This window comes from Parabacteroides sp. APC149_11_2_Y6, assembly GCF_054506995.1.
The window spans coordinates 1,608,460-1,628,830 of record NZ_CP173709.1 but is presented as its reverse complement, the minus strand read 5'-3'; the positions used below and the strand labels follow the sequence as shown (position 1 = coordinate 1,628,830).

At 41.5% G+C, this 20,371-nt stretch carries 19 protein-coding genes; 11 read left to right on the top strand and 8 right to left on the bottom strand.

Features of this window, described 5'->3' with window-relative positions:
- Positions 1 to 27: 27 nt before the first annotated feature.
- From ACGE0T_RS06510 to ACGE0T_RS06480, 7 genes are all read right to left on the bottom strand, one after another.
- The gene (locus ACGE0T_RS06510) at positions 28 to 1,317 is read right to left on the bottom strand and encodes a TolC family protein (RefSeq protein ID WP_459190428.1); all 1,290 of its coding nucleotides are present in this window, start codon (positions 1,315 to 1,317) and stop codon (positions 28 to 30) included.
- Positions 1,318 to 1,371: 54 nt separating this feature from the next.
- The gene (locus ACGE0T_RS06505) at positions 1,372 to 1,998 is read right to left on the bottom strand and encodes a TetR/AcrR family transcriptional regulator (protein ID WP_459189722.1); all 627 of its coding nucleotides are present in this window, start codon (positions 1,996 to 1,998) and stop codon (positions 1,372 to 1,374) included.
- A gap of 121 nt (positions 1,999 to 2,119) precedes the next feature.
- Entirely contained in the window at positions 2,120 to 3,109 is a 990-nt protein-coding gene (locus tag ACGE0T_RS06500) for a glycoside hydrolase family 43 protein (protein ID WP_459189721.1), read from the bottom strand.
- Positions 3,110 to 3,126: 17 nt separating this feature from the next.
- On the bottom strand, positions 3,127 to 3,558 hold the full coding sequence (locus ACGE0T_RS06495) for a DUF5053 domain-containing protein (RefSeq protein ID WP_459189720.1): 432 nt from the start codon (positions 3,556 to 3,558) through the stop codon (positions 3,127 to 3,129).
- A gap of 242 nt (positions 3,559 to 3,800) precedes the next feature.
- Complete coding sequence (locus tag ACGE0T_RS06490) at positions 3,801 to 5,000, bottom strand: L-serine ammonia-lyase (RefSeq protein ID WP_459189719.1); 1,200 nt, start codon at positions 4,998 to 5,000, stop codon at positions 3,801 to 3,803.
- A 16-nt stretch (positions 5,001 to 5,016) separates the two neighbouring features.
- A complete protein-coding gene (locus ACGE0T_RS06485; protein ID WP_459189718.1) occupies positions 5,017 to 6,153 on the bottom strand; it encodes an acyltransferase family protein in 1,137 nt (378 codons plus the stop codon).
- A 3-nt stretch (positions 6,154 to 6,156) separates the two neighbouring features.
- Positions 6,157 to 7,272: an acyltransferase family protein gene (locus ACGE0T_RS06480; RefSeq protein ID WP_459189717.1), complete on the bottom strand. Its 1,116-nt coding sequence runs from the start codon at positions 7,270 to 7,272 to the stop codon at positions 6,157 to 6,159.
- A gap of 381 nt (positions 7,273 to 7,653) precedes the next feature.
- Between ACGE0T_RS06480 and ACGE0T_RS06475 the strand changes: the two genes are divergently transcribed.
- The 5 genes from ACGE0T_RS06475 (at position 7,654) to ACGE0T_RS06455 (ending at position 13,101) form a co-directional block, all read left to right on the top strand.
- Entirely contained in the window at positions 7,654 to 8,217 is a 564-nt protein-coding gene (locus ACGE0T_RS06475) for a LemA family protein (RefSeq protein WP_459189716.1), read from the top strand.
- Positions 8,218 to 8,220: 3 nt separating this feature from the next.
- Entirely contained in the window at positions 8,221 to 9,192 is a 972-nt protein-coding gene (locus ACGE0T_RS06470; protein WP_459189715.1) for a M48 family metallopeptidase, read from the top strand.
- A 9-nt stretch (positions 9,193 to 9,201) separates the two neighbouring features.
- Positions 9,202 to 10,116: a DUF3089 domain-containing protein gene (locus ACGE0T_RS06465; RefSeq protein ID WP_459189714.1), complete on the top strand. Its 915-nt coding sequence runs from the start codon at positions 9,202 to 9,204 to the stop codon at positions 10,114 to 10,116.
- Positions 10,117 to 10,225: 109 nt separating this feature from the next.
- On the top strand, positions 10,226 to 11,398 hold the full coding sequence (locus ACGE0T_RS06460) for a M24 family metallopeptidase (protein WP_459189713.1): 1,173 nt from the start codon (positions 10,226 to 10,228) through the stop codon (positions 11,396 to 11,398).
- An 11-nt stretch (positions 11,399 to 11,409) separates the two neighbouring features.
- A complete protein-coding gene (locus ACGE0T_RS06455) occupies positions 11,410 to 13,101 on the top strand; it encodes an alkaline phosphatase (protein ID WP_459189712.1) in 1,692 nt (563 codons plus the stop codon).
- 70 nt (positions 13,102 to 13,171) lie between these two features.
- Here ACGE0T_RS06455 and ACGE0T_RS06450 read toward each other — a convergent pair whose 3' ends face one another.
- Entirely contained in the window at positions 13,172 to 15,547 is a 2,376-nt protein-coding gene (locus tag ACGE0T_RS06450; RefSeq protein WP_459189711.1) for an ABC transporter permease, read from the bottom strand.
- A gap of 192 nt (positions 15,548 to 15,739) precedes the next feature.
- Between ACGE0T_RS06450 and ACGE0T_RS06445 the strand changes: the two genes are divergently transcribed.
- The 6 genes from ACGE0T_RS06445 to ACGE0T_RS06420 all read left to right on the top strand — a co-directional run bounded on the left by ACGE0T_RS06445 (position 15,740) and on the right by ACGE0T_RS06420 (position 20,369).
- On the top strand, positions 15,740 to 16,504 hold the full coding sequence (locus ACGE0T_RS06445) for a response regulator (protein WP_459189710.1): 765 nt from the start codon (positions 15,740 to 15,742) through the stop codon (positions 16,502 to 16,504).
- Positions 16,505 to 16,515: 11 nt separating this feature from the next.
- Positions 16,516 to 17,493: an ATP-binding protein gene (locus tag ACGE0T_RS06440; RefSeq protein WP_459189709.1), complete on the top strand. Its 978-nt coding sequence runs from the start codon at positions 16,516 to 16,518 to the stop codon at positions 17,491 to 17,493.
- 97 nt (positions 17,494 to 17,590) lie between these two features.
- Positions 17,591 to 18,511: an aspartate carbamoyltransferase gene (gene pyrB / locus ACGE0T_RS06435; RefSeq protein WP_459189708.1), complete on the top strand. Its 921-nt coding sequence runs from the start codon at positions 17,591 to 17,593 to the stop codon at positions 18,509 to 18,511.
- 110 nt (positions 18,512 to 18,621) lie between these two features.
- Complete coding sequence (gene pyrI / locus ACGE0T_RS06430; protein ID WP_459189707.1) at positions 18,622 to 19,086, top strand: aspartate carbamoyltransferase regulatory subunit; 465 nt, start codon at positions 18,622 to 18,624, stop codon at positions 19,084 to 19,086.
- Positions 19,083 to 19,649 carry a flavin reductase family protein gene (locus tag ACGE0T_RS06425; protein ID WP_459189706.1) on the top strand — a complete coding sequence of 189 codons (567 nt, stop codon included), beginning with the start codon at positions 19,083 to 19,085 and terminating at the stop codon, positions 19,647 to 19,649. Before pyrI ends, ACGE0T_RS06425 begins: the two co-directional genes overlap by 4 nt.
- A 3-nt stretch (positions 19,650 to 19,652) precedes the next feature.
- Positions 19,653 to 20,369, top strand: coding sequence for a porin family protein (locus tag ACGE0T_RS06420; protein WP_459189705.1), 717 nt, complete (start codon positions 19,653 to 19,655; stop codon positions 20,367 to 20,369).
- Positions 20,370 to 20,371: the final 2 nt, after the last annotated feature.

Genomic DNA, 20,371 nt, shown 5'->3' with positions numbered 1-20,371 from the left:
CACCTATGTTTTGAAAGCAACCCTTATTTACTCTTTTTCGTTTGTTGTATACATATAATTATAGATGGCTTGCAATTGCTGGATACGGTGGGCAGCCGCCGTCTGTTTTGCCATATCCTCGGAATTGATTTCACGTATCAAGTCGGTAACGGAAATAACTCCATTGGCAAGTTTAGCTTCCGCCGCATTCTTAATACTGGTACGAAGCCGGATAATCTCTTCATCCTTTTTCATCAAATCGGTTATCTTGCGTATTTCCGTATTCTGCTGTAATAATTGGAGGCGAGTATTAAACAGAAACGTTTCCCGTTGTACTTCCACCGCCTGACGGTTGGTTTCAATCTTCCTCCGGTCATTCTTCAAAGTATAGAGTTTCCCCATATTCCAGGAGAGACGGACACCGGCTATATAGAAAGGCTCGAAGCTATTCTCCAGCATATTCAGTCCCGGACGCCCGTAACCGCCCTGTATAAATGCACCGATACGGGGCATAAGTCCGGCAGTCACCTGCTTATTCTGTATGTCAAGCATATTGCTCCTGGCATCCAAAACACGCAGTTCCGGACGGTTGATTGTACCGGACAACGAAGTTCCCGGCAATGCCGGTATTTGCAATGTCTGTTGCCCGGTATAGGGTTTGCCTATCAGGACTGCCAGCATCTGACCGTAGGCCTTACGACCGGCTTTCAGTTCGATTTCTTTCTGACGGGCATTCAACAGTTCGACCTGCATACTTTCCAAATCCGACTGGTTGGCAACTCCATTGTCTATCATTGCGGCAATCCGGTCAATGTTTATTTGCAGTTCTTTCTGTAATAGGCCATTCTGGCGCAATAGTTCATCCTGCAAAAGGCAACCGAAATACAACTGGTTGATGCGGTCATCCAAAGCATATAAATCGCTTTCCAATTGCTCCCGGTCGGCTACTGCCTGCGCTTGTGTCAACTGACGGGTAGAGCGGATTGTACCTCCATCCCAGATGGTCTGGTTTACTTCGGCTACTACCTGGTACTGGTCTTTATTCAATGTAGGTATTTCCAATCCGGGGATAAGGGCGGAAAGTTTTTCCGCATCAAAAGGCAATTTCGTCACATCACTCTGATAGGTCGCCTTTGCACTGACGGATAACTGGGGAAGCCACCCTTTGGTTGCATTGGACAGATTGTATTGCTCCGTTTGTTCTATCAGCTTATGCTGGCGTATCAACGGGTAATTGGCATGTGCCCATTCATAGCATTCGGATAAAGTGATAACCTCTTGCCCCCTCACTTTCTCCGGTTGGAGAAAAAAGAGCATGAAAGTACAGGCTGCCAGCATCCGGATTGTAAAGATCGAACGTTTCATATTCATCTTATTATTAATTGTTTTTACTTATTTATCCGGCGTAAGTAAACGAATCATCATATCCGAAATAAAAGATTTCCGTTCTTCTATGAATGAATCGAAGCGCTTATCGTCTCCATCTAAAAACACAGTGGTTAACGGATGCCGTACCAACATAGGGAAAACAACCAGACCAATCAAAGTCGAAGCGGCATAAACAGGAGGCATCTTCTTCAATAATCCTCTCTCCATTTCTTCCTCCATTTGCTTTTTAAACTTCATCAACGGCTGGATACGTGACGGTTCTTTCAACACTGTACGATACAAATGCTCCGGGTCCCGGTTGAACTCGTTTATCACAAAAATGGGGAACGAGGGGTTTGCCTGCATCATAGACACATATAAATTGACGATTTTAGGTATTTTCTCCAGACAGGTAGTCGGTTCATCCACAATGATTGCAATATTCGGTAATAATACGCTTATTAACTGGCCGAATATGGCATCGAACAACATTTCCTTTGTCCGGAAATAATAGTGCATCGCCGTACGGCTAATACCGACTTCGGCTGCTATATCCCCCATTTTGGTTGCCTCATATCCTTTCCGCACAAAGACTGTTTTGGCGGCTTCGATAATGCGGCATTCCATGTCCTGAAGTTCTTCTGTACTCATATTGATATATGTTATTAAATATTTTGTCTATTATGTCTGACACATGTGTCAAAAGTAGAAAAAAAAATAGAGATACAATATATGTACCTCTATTTTAATATCTTTTAGCAGGAAATACTGCTTATTTCTTTATCGTCTGAGCGGGGACGCCTTCAAAGGTCATCTTTACAGGATTGATAAATCCGTTTTCATCAAACGTCATTTTATCGATACAAGTCGCACGATGGTCGCGTGCTTTATCACCCAGCGGACGGCGATGATATACTATGTAATAATCTTCCGAGCCCGGTGCATGAAGTACTGAATGGTGTCCGGCACTTGTTGCTACCTCCGGATCCTGCTCAAGAATCTTAGCGATGCGTTCGAACGGACCGAAAGGTGAATCCGAAATAGCATAAGCTACGGAATAGTCGGGACCACCCCAGCCGCCTTCACTCCACATGAAATAGTATTTACCATTCTTTTTAAGCATGAACGGTCCTTCCACATAGTTGGCAGGTGTTACTTCTTTATAAATAGTTCCGTCTTCAAAAGGAAGCAAACCGGTAAAGTCATCGTTCAAAAGAACGACATTACAGTGTCCCCAACCGCCATAATACATATAATAACGGCCATCGTCATCTTTGAAGACAAACTGGTCGATAGGCTGTGCGCCATTTACAATTTCGTTGATAAGCGGTTTTCCCAGCAAGTCTTTATAAGGACCTTCAGGGCGGTCGCTCACAGCAACGCCGATACCACCTATTTCGCCTTCATGTACATCGTTTGCACCGAAGAAGAGATAGTACTTTCCATCTTTTCTGATAACAGAAGGCGCCCACATAGCTATTTTCGCCCACTTTACAGCAGCCGTATCCAGGATAGCTTCATGTTTTGTCCAGTTTACCAAATCCTTGGAAGAGAAGCAATCAAAAAAAGTCTGCTTTTCATATAAGTCACTCCGCGTCGGGTAAATCCAATATGTGTCATCGTAGATAATGCCTTCCGGATCGGCATACCATCCTTCAAATACCGGGTTGCCGCTTGTAGCAACCTCTTCCGACGCTTTCTTAGATTGGCAGGACATCAACACGCCGCCTGCCAAAGCTGCACAAAGAATAAAATGTTTCATTTACTATGAATTAAGAATTAAGCTATTTTTAATGCGGTTTCTTGTATTTTCTTGCTGATATCGAGCAATGCTTCTGCCAGTTTTCGTCTCTCTTCCGGTGTAAACTGAGCCTCTTTGCCATTCACCATCAATCCCTTCAAGCGCTGGTACAGCCAATGCCTCGACTTTCCAAAATAATCCTGGGCTATTTGTGACAAAGATACATACTTTGTTATTGCTCCCATCTTTTCATATAAAGAAAGCTCTTCTGCTTCATCTTTCAAGACTTGCAATCCATATGCCATTTGTTTATAATACTCCCGCTTTTCATCTTCAGACAAAGAAGCGACTTTGGCTTTATTCGCTCTACCAAAAGCCTCTCTTTGTTCTGCCGTCATCTTTTGGAAGAGAAGAAATTCTTCTTTCAATTCCTCGGATGCAAAAAATTTATCTATTGAATACTCTTTCATAATACATTTATTTTATTAACTCCAAATACATATCTAAAATAACGTCAATCTGTTTTATGACATCCTGAATTGAAGTTACATTTTCATCATAGTCTATTTTCTTCGAATAATACAAGAATAGATCCTTACAGATCTTTTTTCGTTCTTCAAATTCAAGTTCCGTCATAATCAAGGTTTTAGAGTATATGTTATTTGAGAGCAAAGATAATACACAAAAGTGTATTATAAAAGAGATTCCTGTTTTATCGTTCCATTTTTGCCAATCCTCCTTCGGATGTTTCCTTATAAAGGCTGGGCAGGTCGTTACCGGTCTGGCGCATTACTTCCACAACCTGGTCGAAACTTACACGATGTTTGCCATCGGAGAAGTTCGAGAACGTATTGGCATCCAGTGCACGGGCGGCAGCAAACGCATTACGTTCGATACACGGAATCTGTACCAATCCGCATACCGGGTCGCAAGTTAATCCCAAGTGATGTTCCAATCCCATTTCTGCCGCATATTCAATCTGGGCAGGAGTTCCGCCGAATAGCTGACTGGCAGCAGCGGCAGCCATAGCACATGCAACGCCTACTTCACCCTGGCAGCCCACTTCTGCACCAGATACGGAAGCATTCGTACGAACCACATTTCCAAATAGTCCGGCTGTGGCCAGTGCACGCAGAATGCGGGAATCACGAAAATCACGGGATTCTTTCAAATGGAAAAGCACAGCCGGCATTACCCCACAAGAACCGCAAGTAGGCGCAGTTACGATATTTCCTCCATTTGCATTTTCTTCTGATACAGCCAATGCATAAGCATAAACCATCCCCCGGCTTTTAATACTATTGCCATATCCTTTGGCACGTATCATATAATCCGATGCTTTCCGGCGAAGTCCCAGACCTCCGGGCAGGATACCTTCTGCTTCCAATCCGTTACGAACAGCCTGTTGCATCACCTCCCATACTTCTGCCAGATAGTCCCATATTTCCGGACCTTCGCACTGCTCTACATATTCCCAGTAAGAATGTCCTGTCTTTTCACACCAAGCCTGTATTTCTTTAATGGTTTGCATTTCATATACACGTGCAGTTGTCAGTTCATTGAAACTTTCATTAGCAAGTGTACCTCCACCTATACTGTAAACGGTCCAGCTATCAAGCACTTCACCGCTTTCGTCAAACGACTCAAATAATATTCCGTTCGGATGAAATGGAAGAAATATTTTCGGTTCCCAGGTGATATCGGTTTTTGCTACAGGGGTCAGCACTTCAAGAATCGCAGCATCCGTCATGTGGCCTTTTCCCGTTGCGGCAAGACTTCCATATAAGGTGACATTAAAACGTACTGCACCGCGGTTTCGTTCCAGAAACATCTGAGCGGCACGCATCGGTCCCATAGTGTGGCTACTGGAAGGTCCGTGACCTATCCGGTATATCTGTTTGATTGATTCCATTTTTTATTTACGTGTCTTAAACTTTTAGAAATATGTTACGTTTATAAAGCAGCCACAAAATTACATAAATAATCAATGCATTCGACACTGCTATCAACGCCGGATAATAATTTCCTATATATTGTTCCAATCCGTGAAACAAGGAAGTACCTATACATTTGAAACTAACAACATTAGCCAACATATAGGCTACGATAGAATTCATCCCGTAAACCTTCAGCCATGTTATATTCCGGCGATGTCCCTTATAATCGATCCAATAATAGAACAGCCCCATCAACAAAAAGCAATATCCGCTGCTTACCAGCACCATAGAACTTGTCCATATCTTCTTAATAACAGGCAACTGCAATCCCCACAACCAGCCTGCGGCAACCATAATGGTTCCTATGATGAAGAGAAGTTGGTATTTACGCTTCTGTGCCCTGTCACTCTTCAATATTTGTCCGGCAAAAAGACCGGTTAAGACAGTCACGCCAAAATTCAGGCTACTCAATATCCAGGTATAACGGTAACTTTCCAGAAATATAACCTGTCCATCCTGTACAACAGCCCCGTCACGGAAACGTCCTAACACAACACGGTCTATCCATTCGGCAAGATTTCCATCCGGCGTATAATTGCCACCGCCAAAACCATCCACAGATATGAACTGCATAGCTCCCCAGTAGACCAACAATAACACAACAGCCGTGGCTATCTGTATTGCCGGACGTACATGCAGGAACAACAAGGCAGCAATCAAATACCCCATTGCTATGGATTGAAGCGTATTGGAATATAAATAAATACGGTCCGGATCAAGTCCTAATAAATTACCCTGGCACATCATCCCGAATATCCAGAGCAACAATACGCGTTTCCCGATACGGCGATATACAGCCATCTTATCCGGCATTGTCTTATAACGGGATAATGCAAACGGCATAGAAACACCAGCCATGAACATGAAGAGAGGCATCACTAAATCCCAGGATGAAAAGCCTTCCCATTGCACATGGGAAAACCACCATAGAAAAGAGTTATACCATGAGGCATCAATGGCATGTCCTAACGGGTGTAGAACACCTTCTAACGCCACCAGACAAAAGAGGTCGAAACCCCGCAATACATCCAACGACTCCAGCCGTTTATAAGTAGTTGCCTGCTCCATAGCCTATACTTTCAGGAAAATTTTCTGGCGATATAAGAAATAAATAAATCCCCAGCAAACGGCAATATAGCCCAGCGAACCGACTAATGGCTGTGCTGTTTCCGGTACCAACCCGGCTATTCCACCAAACAAAGCGTCCGAAGTATAAGTAAAATCAATAAATCGCTGCGCCAAATAAATTGTAATGGAATTCGTTCCGATTACAGTAAAGAACAATGTCCATTTACGGAAATTAAGCACATCCACAATATAGAAAAACAGAGCAAACATCCATACGGAATAGGCCCCTACGACACAAACGAATGAGCTTGTCCATAAATTCTTGTTAATCGGGAAAATGAGTCCCCAAAGCAAACCTGCAACTAATAAAACGCCCCCGGCAACTACCAGATAACCGGCTTTCTTTTTATCTGTCAACCCATCTTTCTGCAACTTGATAAACTCGCCGGTAAACATACCCAGCAAAGCCGTTCCGATAGCCGGCACTGTCGAAAAGATTCCCTCCGGATCATGTATCGTAAGATGCAAACGCCCCGGAAGCAACAAACGGTCGATATAACCTACCAAAGAGCCTTCCATTGTAAATACTCCCGCTCCATTGCCATCCGGTGCCGGAACAAAAGCCAGCAGCAACCAGTATCCGACCAGAATAGCCGTTGTTATCCAGATTCGTGTAATGGTACGGGTATTCACAAAAATCAAAGCGCCAAACATCCATGCCAAACCAATACGACCCAGCACACTGGCATAACGTTGATGTTCGAAATCAAAATTCAATAAGCCGTTATAAATAAAACCCAAAAGGACAAGTGTTAATCCACGGCGTATAATCTTTTTATAAATTTCAACGTCTTTCTTCCCCTGTTCCCGCTGCTTTTGTAAAGAAAACGGAAACGAGATACCGGCGATGAAAAGAAACAATGGAAATATCGTATCATGATGCGTTAAGCCATTCCACTCCACATGGTGCATTTGATGGGCTATCCCCTGAAAGAAAGTATTCGGAAATAATGTTGCCAGCGCGACAAAAAGGGAGGCTCCCCCCATAATAAAGAACATATCAAACCCTCTCAGGGCATCCAACGACAGTAATCGCCGGGATTGTTGTTGTTTTCCCATTGTTTTAAATATTGAATTAACAAAATCGATTAAGAGTACAAATATATGTCTTTTTCCTGCACAAACAACCATCAGCCGTTGTTTCTGTTTCCTCCCCCATTAAAAGCAGGTTCCTTCCAGATGCTCATAGTTATCATTTTTTGAAATCATAACTATGAATTGGAAAAATCATAACTATGAATCCCAAAAAACATAACGCAGGAGCTTTCATCATATCTTCCTGTTTTTTCACTGTGAAAGATATTTTTTGTATGTTTGCATTTACATATGATAGTCATTAATGACAGTCTTTAAAGTGGACAAAACCATTTATAGTTTTCAAAACAAATTAAGTAATTTATTAACGAGTATTATTTATTAACAAACAAAATATCAAAAACAATGAGTACAACAACCATTATTTTAATAGCAGTCATCGTAATCCTTGTATTCTGGATTATCTCCCTTTACAACTCACTGGTTAAGCTACGCAACAATCGCGAAAATGCGTTTGCCGACATCGATGTACAGCTCAAACAGCGCCACGACCTCATTCCTCAACTGGTGGAAACGGTAAAAGGATACGCTTCACACGAAAAAGAAACACTGGAAAGAGTTATCAATGCCCGTAATGGTGCCATGAGCGCAAAAACAATCGATGAAAAGATTGCAGCAGAAAATGTATTGACATCTGCCCTTTCCGGATTGAAAATAACATTGGAGGCATATCCGGACCTGAAAGCAAACCAGAATTTCCTCCAATTGCAGGAAGAAATTGCCGATCTGGAAAATAAACTATCAGCAGTCCGCCGTTATTTCAATTCCGCTACGAAAGAGCTGAACAATGCTGTACAGACATTCCCGTCCAATCTGATTGCAGGCATGTTCGGTTTCCATAAAGAAGTAATGTTCGACCTGGGAGAACAACGTGCCACATTGGAAGAAGCTCCCAAAATCAAATTCTAAGATATGGAGTACGTTGGTATTCAAACCCAGCAGAGCAGAAACAATATTAAATCATTGTTTCTGCTGCTTTTATTTCCTTGCCTGATCATAGGGTTGACATATCTATTCTGTTTTTTGCTGAATATGCTGGCTTATAATGATGACGGAGTGGCTACTCCTCAACTGCTGGCTTATTCTACAGAAATGTTCGTTCACATTGCTCCTTATGTAATAGGTGGAGTGCTTATCTGGTTTATTATCGCTTATTTTGCCAATACAAGCATCATCAATTCTGCCACAGGCTCAGAGCCTTTAAGCAGAAAAGAGAATAAACGGGTATATAACCTTGTGGAAAACCTGTGTATGAGCCAAGGGATGGCAATGCCGCAAATCAACATTATCAATGATGATTCACTGAATGCATTTGCCAGCGGGATAAATAAACGGACATATACAATAACTCTTTCCAAAGGGATTATAGAGAAACTGGATGACCAGGAACTGGAAGCCGTAATTGCACACGAACTTTCCCATATACGCAACCATGATGTCCGCCTGCTTATTATTTCTATTGTCTTCGTTGGAATCTTTGCCATGATTTCACAAATGGCGATGCGTTCGGTCTACTATTCCAATTTTTCCCGTAGCAGAAGAGACGATAAAAATAACACGGCGCTGATATTAGTGCTTATCATGATCATCTCGGCTATCGGTTATTTCTTCTCGATATTAATGCGGTTTGCAATCTCCCGCAAGCGGGAATATCTTGCAGATGCCGGTTCTGCTGAAATGACAAAGAACCCACTGGCGTTGGCAAGTGCATTGCGTAAAATATCCGCCGACCCGGATATTGAAGCCGTACAGCGCGAAGATGTGGCACAACTCTTTATCCAACATCCGGGCAAACAAGCAAGCAGCGCATTAAGCGGACTGAGTGGACTTTTCGCCACCCACCCTCCTATTGAAAAAAGGATTCAGGTACTGGAACAGTTTTGATAAACAGTCATGAGAACATCCATTCTTTTATTTTTCTTATTGTTAGCCATTTGCTCTAACAGTAAGGCTTCCGATAAAACGTCCCGTTATGGAGATGCCTCCTATTGGTATCAAAGTGCCCGGGAAACAGACCATACACTTGTCGATGTTTTTTACGTATTGCCAACTTGCGTACGTGACTGGACCGACAAAAACGGGATGGTTCAACACTATGCAGATATAACGGATGAAAGACAACGCCGGCTCATGAAAGCATCTTATGTATTAGCCGAATCTATTTTTGCAGACAGTTGCAACTTTTTCGCTCCTTATTACCGGCAACTTACTTTCGACTCATGGATGGAAGGCGAACAAGTCGTAAACGAACGTTTTCCGATAGCAATGGATGATATAAAAGATGCTTTCTCTTATTATATTCAATATAAAAATAACGGTCGCCCTTTCATTCTGGCAGGTTTTAGCCAAGGCGGAAAAGCTGTTATCGAATTATTGAAGATTTTACCCGAAGAGGTACAGAAAAGAATGGTGGCAGCTTATGTAATAGGCTTTACCATTTCAGAAAAAGAGCTTCAAACGTATAAAAACATAAAGCCTGCTACAGGAGTCGCAGATACTGGTGTTACGATTTGTTACAATAGCGTAGCTTCAGAAAAAGCCATTCCCTCTATTCTATCCGGAAATGCAGTTTGTATAAACCCGTTGAATTGGCGGACTGATACGGTCCCTGCTATTTTAGACGACACTGTAACAGTCCGTTTAGATACCGTTCAGCATGTATTAATGCTATCCGGTTTGGACACTAAATATTATTACAAGCCCAATCTGAGTAAATTATTCGGAGAAGGATGTTTTCATTTGCAAGAACTGAGTTTCTATAAAGAAGCCTTACTCGAAAATGTGAAACAGCGTATTCGCAATTATTGAAGTAAAAATCACACTGAAAGCAAAAAAGACACACAAAAATAACATCTTCTTCATATCTTGCTTAACTTAATTTTTTACCTTTGAAGTTTGATAAATGAAAATGTAGAAGATGATACAACAAGAATTAATCGGCGATCTCCAACTCAAATGGAATCGCATACAGCAGGCAATGAAGCAAATAAATGCTGATGGTTGCCTGCTTACAGTAGATGTGAATCTGTATTATACAACCGGACGTATTTATAGCGGATATTTTTATCTGCCGGTAGAAGGAGCTCCCTGGTTCTTCATTAAACGTCCGAACGGATTGAGTGGCAATCAGGTAGAATATATACGCAAACCGGAGCAAATGCCGGAGCTATTTGCTGCTCATGGACTGAAAATGCCTGATAAACTTTTACTGGAAGCAGACGAGCTGACTTATAATGATTATGTCCGTTTACAAAACGTATTCAATCCGAAAGAGACTGCAAATGCCACAGCATTGATACGTACACTCAGAGAAATAAAAACACCTTGGGAAATCTCCCAATTCCGTATCTCCGCCAAACAGCATGCTAAAACATATGCGGAAATACCCGAATGTTTCCGCCCGGGAATGACAGACCTGGAATTTCAATATGAAATAGAGAAAAGGATGCGCAAAAACGGCTCTATCGGATTGTTCCGCGCATTCGGTGCTAATATGGATATATTCATGGGAAGTATCCTTGCCGGAGAAAACGCCGAAACTCCCTCTCCTTTTGATTTCGCATTAGGTGGCGGTGGAATAGATGCCTCCTGCCCATTAGGTGCAAATGGAACTCTGCTAAAAGAAGGCACAGCTATTATGGTAGACATGGCTGGGAATTATACATCTTATATGACTGACATGACTCGTGTATTTGCCGTAGGTCGTCTTACGGACCTTGCTTACCGGGCTCATGAAACTTCACGTTTTATACAAAGCGAAATAGAAAATGTTGCACGCCCGGGAACAGCATGTGCCGAGTTATATAATATCGCAGAAAAAATAGTTGGAAACGAAGGGCTCCTTCCCTATTTTATGGGAACAAAGCAACAGGCAAAATTCGTAGGCCATGGCATTGGCATCCAGATTAACGAGTTGCCGGTTCTGACTCCCCGGTCGAAAGAAGTTCTGGCTCCCAACATGGTATTTGCCCTCGAACCTAAATTTGTTATTCCGGGTGTAGGTGCTGTCGGTATCGAAAACAGTTTCCTTGTTACGGAAAACGGTATTGAAAAACTCACTCTGTCCAAAGAAGAAATTATTCACCTATAAACTATATTCTCATGAAAAAAACGGTTGCATTTTTATTACTGTTGGCAATCATTTTTATTCCGGCAAAAGCTCAGGATGTGGAAAACGTCAAGCCGGTCAAAAATGTTATTCTCCTTATTCCGGATGGAACATCCCTATCTACCGTATCTATGGCACGCTGGTTGCAATGGTATACTAATCCGGATAAACCAAAATTAAATATCGACCCGTATTTGTGCGGGACAGTTCGCACCCACTCATCGAATGCTCCGATTGGGGATTCCGCACCTACAACTTCCTGCTATATGACCGGTCAGCCCAGCCGTACCGGATATGTTTCCACCTATCCGGAAAGTGATGTCGAAGATGATATTTACCCGACAGATCCTAAACGGGCATTCCAGCCCCTGACTACAGTACTGGAAGCTGCCAAAATGCTACAAGGGAAATCTACCGGATTGGTATTTACATGCGAATTTCCACATGCAACTCCGGCTGACTGCTCCGCACATAGTTACAACCGTGGTAAATACGAATGGATTGCACCGCAAATGGCTCACAATGAGCTGAATGTTGTAATCGGAGGTGGTGTTTCTTTATTACCTGCTGAAAGTGAAGCTTATTTAAAAGAAAACGGATGGGGTGTTTTCAAAAATGATATCAACTCCATGCGTACTTACACCGGAGATAAAATGTGGGCTTTATTTGCTGACCGGGAAATGGATTACGACATCGACCGCGACCCGGCCCAACAGCCTTCATTGGAAGAAATGACTCGTAAAGCGATTGAAAAACTGTCTAAAAACCCTCAAGGATTCTTTCTGATGGTTGAAGGTAGTAAAATAGACTGGGCTGCTCATGCCAACGACCCTGTAGGCATGGCTACAGACTTCCTTGCTTTCGACCGTGCATGTGGTGCTGCTTTGGAATTTGCCCGTCAAAATGGTGAAACAGCAGTAGTTATCGCACCTGACCACGGTAATGGCGGAGTCAGTATCGGACAAGCACGTTGTAAAGGTTATGATAAGCTGAGCAAAGACCAACTTTTCTATCAGTTCTCATTATATAAACTGACAGCTGAAGGTTTCGCCAATAAAGTAAACAGCGTTCCTGCTTCCGAAGTACAAGATGTATTCCGTACCTATGCAGGTTTCGAACTGACCCCCGAAGAACTGAATGCACTGAACAACTGCAAAGATTATAAAAACAGTCCTATTCCAAAAGACAAACGTTCTTCCGATAATGTGGAAGGTTCTTTATATAGTGGTTCTCTAACATCTTTCATGTCCAAATTAATTACCTCCAAAACCTGTTTTGGTTTTACGACAGGAGGCCATACCGGTGAAGACGTATTTCTGGCGGCTTACCATCCTCAGGATACACGTACATTAGGAATGCTGACAAATATCGAATTGAATCATTACCTCTGTTCCCTGTTTGGTCTTAATGGAAAACTGGATGAACTGACTGCTCAGAATTTTGCCCCTCATACAGAAGTATTCAAAGACTTCAAATGTGAAATCATTCCGGCAAAAGATGAAAAGGGATCTCCTTCTTTAGTTGTTAAGAACAAAAAGAAACAAATCAATATCACTCCGTTCAGCAACATCGTAACAATAGGTAAAAAAGGGCAGGATGAAGTACGCCTGAATTCTGTTGTTGTGTATGTGGATAAAAACAACACATTCTATCTACCGACAAAACTGGTTGAATATTTACAATAAATAAAATAGTTATAACGTGCCAATCGATTCTAAAAATCTTGAATTGATTGGCACGTCTCTTTTATCGGCCCTATTCACTCCTCAACGCATCCACCGGATTATGGGAAGCAGCCCTGTAACTATGCCAACTTATGGTAAGCAGAGTCAACACCAATACTATCCCTCCGGAAAACAAACATATTCCAAAGGAAACACTTACCCGGTATACAAAATTTTCCAGCCAACGATTTAATAGATACCAGGTAACCGGAGCCGAAACAACAAAAGCTATCCCTACCCAAACAACAAACCGGCGGTTCAATAATTGCAGAATTTCTCCGGTCGTAGCTCCGTTAACCTTACGGATACCGATTTCTTTCGTACGCTGTTCGATTGCATAAAGAGCGATGCCAAATAACCCGAAAGCTGTCAATAAAAGGCTAATGATTGAATACATGGTAAGTAATTTCGCTAATTCGAATGTTTTCCTGTTTGCCACCATAAATTCCTCATATATATCTTTATAATCGAAGGGTGCATTCGGATTAATTTTTTCCCAGGTTTTCTTCAATAGCTCCAAAGTCTCTGCTTTATTCTCTTCTTTAAGCCGGACATGGACAGCACTATAAGGCGGAGTTTGCACCAAATAAGTTAAGCTCGGATAAACTTCCTGCCGTAAAGTTCCCGTATATAGGTTTTCGACAACCCCGGCAATAATAGAAATTGGTTCTCCCTCCTTGTTTTCTTTTTCATATTCCTTATCGTAAAGACAAACAGGTTTGCCTACAGGATTCTCACCGTCGGGTACAAATAGATGTACATATTGTTCGTTAATATATACGGGAGTGGCATATAGCTTTAATGCTTCTTGTTCGGGAAGTCCTTGCAATACATGCACTTTCATAATCTTTAAGAATGAGCTATCTCCACAGAATTGGGCGAGAGAATAATAATTTTCACTGCCATTCCCGTTCTTTAGGATAATTTGCCGTAATCCGAAATTAATAATCGAACCTTTTGACAGACACATCTCTTCGATAGAAGGAAAACGTTGGATTTCTTTCGCGAACGTTTGTATATAAGGAATATTATTTCCTGTCCAATCGCCAACCTCTATCAGGTTCCGATAACGTTCGCCATTCATTTGAGTAAGATTCAATTGTTCCCGTACTGTTAAGGTAGCGAATACCAAACTGATGGAAATGGCAAACTGTGCGATAGACAGTCCGGCAATGATTGTACGTTTTTGGAAACCCGTGGTAAATGATTTATACTCAGTATGAGATAAAGTGGTAATTTTATAGCTCATATAAAGAGAAGGAATAACGGATAGCAAGAGGATTAATACTCCTATAACCGGTAAAACCTGCTCGCCAAAGAAAAACGCTATAGAAATACGCCCGGATACGGTATGGTTAAATAACGGAAGAAAGTCCAGGGTAAGCAATAAAGATAAAAAGAAAGCAATGAGTACGGTAAGGAATGTATCCGTAAATAGTTGACGATGGATTTGTCCGGAGGATGCTCCCGTCACTTTCTGGATATAAATCACCTTTACCTGCTGAAAAATGCGGGAAAAACTTAGATTGACATAATTAAAACAAGCAATTATCAATATAAGAATAGCCGAAAATAACCCTACGTACAACAAGTCTTTCTGATTCCGGTTAATGTAGGGAATAGTCTCTTGTATATATTCCTGTTCCTGGAAATAACTTTCTTGAAGCGTATAGAAATAATATTGCCCGATTTCATTTTGAAAAGTCGGGACTTTGTCGGCCTTAAGTTTTCCGGCAAAAGTATCGATATTGAATAAATCGTTTACCAGCAATAATGTAGGACCACCGGGAAAGTCTTTGGGGGCACCGGTTATCGCATCGAACTTTAAGAAAGACTGGGGATAGTCTTTAATAATAGCTGCAACCTCATAGGTAATTGTTTCATTTTCATAGAGGAGTTTCGCCGAAAAGATTTTCCCGATGGCATCCTCGTTTCCGAAAAAAATCTTTGCACAATTCTCATTTAAAGCAATCGCATTCGGTTGGGTTAATGCCTTGTTTAAATCTCCGGCCAACACCTCATAGGGGAAAAAGCGGGGGAAGGACGGGTCAGCCATAAGTATTGTGATTGGGTCGAAATGTTTTTCACCGATAGTGATAAAAGGTGTATTTCCAATATTCATACGCAAGTAATCCTCCACTTCAGGATATTGGTCTTTCAAGAGTACGGGAATATCACCGACTATATAAGAAACTTTCTGCCCTGTGGTCATAGGAGAATCCTGTGCCATATAGACAATATGTGATTTATTCGGATTCCCGGACTCTATGCCCGACTCATAAATAACATAAGCTATCAACAAATTGGTGCAAGCCATTCCGACAGCAAGACTCAACAGGGAAATTACGGCAAACGTTTTGTTTCGCCACCAGCTACGAAATATTAGTTTTAAGGATACTGCATTCATTTCTTTCTATTTTGGTACCCCAAAACTATTTCAAACATAAACTCCACACAAGCAAAAGAACCGGAAACAATTATTTTATCTTCTATTTGTCCAGATTTTGGACAATCCTGTCCCTTTTTTAAGAATAGAAAAGAACAGCATAGCAACGTCCATGTAAAATAATATCTTTGTATATCGTTTAAATAAAAGAGTATGCGTGACGGGAAAATAATAGTAGTCGATGATAATGAAGCTATATTAAAAAGTTTGCGGACAGTTTTATCCCATGAATTTAAAACAATAATAGCGGTTTCTTCACCTGTATTATTGCCTTCCCTGCTAAAAAGCGGTAATGTCGACATTGTTCTACTGGATATGAATTTTGGAACAGGCAAACAAAACGGCGGAGAGGGGCTTTTTTGGCTGGAGCATATTCTGAACTACGAGAATCCGCCGGCTGTTATCCTTATAACGGCCTTTGGAGATATCGAACTTGCTGTTGCCTCCCTGAAAAAAGGAGCATCCGATTTTATCATAAAACCATGGGATAACGATAAACTGATAAATACTGTAATAAACGTATGGGAGCATAAACCGCAAGGCATAAATACGATACCGGAACAAATCATCAAAGCCTTATTAAAAAAATATGCAACAGCCTATGCCAAACCTTTCCCGGAATTAACTCCGGAAGCATTCAGAAAACTTTCCGACATGGCAGGAAGAGGCGATTTATCCCTTCTCCAGCAATCCGTAGAAAGAGCCCTTTTATTTGCTGATTCCGATATGCTTGACATTGATGATTTTTATGATGAACCGGATACTGTTTCCTCCCATAATTATACGCTGGAAGAGATGGAGAAACAATTTATTTCAGAAGTGATGAAAGAAAAAAAGGGAAACCTCTCCCTTGTTGCCCAGCAATTAGACATCAGCCGCCAGACTTTATACAATAAAATCAAAAAGTATGGTTTATAATCCGAAAGACTATGGTAAATCGTAAACTATATTTGAAAATTATCGGAAGTGTCTTTCTGATTGTAGTCTGCTCGGTTCTCGGCTCTGCCTTACTCACGACGGGCACTTCTTATTTTCTTTCCCTGATATGCCTGATAATTGTCGTATTAACCGCTTTATCACAAATCCGGTGGATGAATGCTATGAATCGTAAAATATCCGTCTTCTTCGAATCCATCCGCAATGAAGATACAAGTCTGAGATACCTCGGAACAACAGATGATCCGTTCTTAAAAAGTTTATGCACGGAGATGAACCGGATTGTAGAACTCTTTAGTAAAAACCGGAACGAAACAGAAGAAAAACGTCTGTACTATGAAAGTATTTTACGTGTATTGACACATGAAATACGGAACTCCATCACTCCCATCCGTACCTTATCTGCCGATTTACTAAAATACTCCAGCATATATACCCCCGAACAAATACAGGAAGGGCTGGACGTAATCCATAGCCAAGCCAAAAATCTTTCTTCATTTCTGGACTCCTATCACAGGTTAACCCACCTGCCGGAACCGGAACGAAGCGAAATATGTGTAACCCAATTATTCCATAAGCTGGAACGTTTGCTGCATGCAGAGCCGGAGGGTAACAAAATACATTTTAAAGCCCCGGATGATTTAATACTTCACGCCGACCAGAATTTATTAACACTGGCATTAATTAACCTGATACGTAATGCCCTGCAAGCGATAAAAGGGCAAACAAACGGAACAATTTTAATAGAAGCCTTTTCCGCTTCCGAGCAAGTCCAAATAACAATAACCGATAATGGGCCGGGCATTTTACCGGAACAAATACCTGTTATTTTTACCCCATTCTTTTCCACAAAACCCGGAGGAAGCGGTATCGGTTTAAGTATATCCCACCGTATCATGCAATTGCATGGAGGAACGCTGACGGTTGAATCCCAACCTGATATTCGTACTGTTTTCCGTATGAGTTTCTAAAAAATGAAATATTCGCATACAGATTATTTATAATAAAGATAGTTTACGTACCTTTGTTAATACAATTTGCACATATAGACAGAATATACACATTACAATGAAAAGTAAAAGTTTAGTTTCTATTGATCAATGTTCCAAAGAGGACATTCTTCGTATTCTGGAAAACGCCAGGAAGTTTGAGGAAAATCCCAACCGGAAAGTACTGGAAGGTAAAGTGGCTGCGACTCTCTTCTTCGAACCTTCCACACGTACTCGCCTGAGTTTTGAAACGGCAGTCAACAGGCTTGGCGGACGCGTAATCGGATTTTCCGATGCTTCGACCACCAGTTCTTCCAAAGGCGAAACACTGAAAGATACAATCCTGATGGTCAGCAATTATGTGGATCTTATCATCATGAGGCACCATCTTGAAGGTGCTGCACGTTATGCTTCGGAAATAACAGACGTTCCCATCATTAATGCCGGAGATGGAGCCAACCAGCATCCTTCGCAGACCATGCTGGATTTATATTCCATCCAAAAGACACAGGGAAAACTGACAGATCTCACAATTACGATGGTAGGCGACCTGAAATATGGCCGTACGGTTCACTCCCTGATTGTCGGAATGTCCCACTTTAATCCTACGTTCAATTTCGTAGCGCCTAAAGAACTGCGCATGCCCGACGAACAAAAAAACTTCTGCGACAAGCATGGCATCAAATACAACGAGTGTACGGATTTCACCGAAGATATTATCAATCAGACGGATATTCTGTATATGACCCGTGTACAACGCGAACGCTTCACCGACCTGGAAGAATACGAACGGGTAAAGAACGTGTATATTCTTAAAAACGACATGCTGAAAAACAGCCGCGAAAACCTGCGTATCCTGCACCCGCTGCCTCGCGTGAACGAAATTGCTTACGATGTGGATGATAATCCAAAAGCTTATTATATCCAGCAAGCCCGCAACGGACTGTTTGCCCGTCAGGCTATTATCAGCGAAGTGCTAAACTTATCAGTTGACGAGTAACAATTTACAGATGACAGATGATTGCCTTTTCTTTCAATTGTCAACTGTCACTTGTCAACTGTCAACTGCTACTTGTCAATTATCATTTACCAATTTCAATTAATAAAGTTATGTCAGCAGAAAAGAAAAAAGAATTGCAGGTAGCCGCATTAGAAAACGGAACTGCTATCGACCATATCCCCCCCAGCCAGTTATTTAAAGTCGCAAAGTTACTGGGGCTGGAAAATATGAACAATACAATCACTATCGGAAATAATCTTCACAGCAACAAAATGGGTTGTAAAGGAATGATTAAAATCTCGGATAAATTTTTTGAAGAAGATGAGATCAACCGGATAGCCCTGATTGCTCCCAACGTCATTCTGAACATTATACGTGACTATGAAGTGGTGGAAAAGAAGACGGTTACCCTGCCGGACGAGCTAATCGGTCTGGTAAAATGTAACAATCCGAAATGTATTACCAATAATGAGCCGATGCCTACCCGCTTCGAAGTAATCGACAGAGAAAAAGGTACCGTTAAATGCCATTATTGCGAACGTAAAATCAATAAAGAAGATATTATTGTAAAATGAAACACGACTGGAAGCCGGGAACAATGATATATCCATTGCCGGCGGTAATGATAAGTTGCGGCTCCGAGCCTTCAGAATATAATATTATAACCGTTTCATGGGTTGGTACAATCTGTACTAACCCTGCGATGTGTTATATTTCCGTACGCCCGGAACGTCACTCCTATCCCATTCTGAAAAAGAACATGGAGTTTGTCATCAATCTTACCAACAAAGAATTGGCATACGCAACCGATTGGTGCGGAGTAAATTCAGGAAAAGACCATAACAAATTTGAAGAAATGAACCTGACACCGGGTAAAGCTTCAGTTGTGAAGGCTCCCATTATTGAAGAAGCACCTCTATGCATCGAATGTCGGGTGAAAGAAGTTATTGCTTTAGGCAGCCACGATATGTTTATCGCTGAGGTTGTAAATGTACAGGCTGACGACAAATATCTGGACCCCGAAACCGGAGCTTTCGACATGCAACGGGCAGAACTGTTGGCCTATTCGCATGGTAAATATTATGAATTAGGAGAGCTGGTCGGTAAATTCGGCTGGTCAGTAAAAAAGAAAAAATAACCAATGAGAAAAATCCACTTTATAGGGCTGTTTGTGTTTTTATTCCTGATACCTGTAAATGCCCAGAAGTTTATACAAATCAAGGATAAATCATTTAACTGGGGAGGAAAAGTTGGCTTCAGTGCCACCCTTCCCGTTATCAATTCATTGACAATTAATGATATTGAAGCTGAAAATATCAGTCAGAAATATAAAGTGGGTTTTCTTGCTGCTGCTTTTGCACGAATAAATATCGACCGCTTTTTCATACAACCCAGTTTATCCTGGCGTTATGCGGAAGGTGATATCCGTTTTACAATACCTTTAGCTTCCACAACCGCAGCAACTTCAACAGTACAAGAAAACAGTAAACTGGAATATAAAACGACTTCGCTGGAAATTCCGATTATGATTGGATATTATATCGTCAAGCAAGGTCCCTATGCGCTTAGCCTGATGGTTGGCCCGAATCTAAAATATAATTACAAAAACCGTTATTCGGCAAGTTTCGTGGAAACACCCAGTGAGTACATAAGCGAAAGCACCCCCTACGGCATCAATATTGCAACCGGGATCGGGGTTAGTATCTGGCGTTTATTCTTTGATTTCACTTACGAGTTCGGCTTGAATGAAGTTGAATCCAATTTCAGGGAAATAAAAACCAATACAACCCAAACAGGGCTGATGTCTATAGACAAACGGACAAATGTCATGAGTTTTTCGTTAGGCTTTCTTTTCTAAAA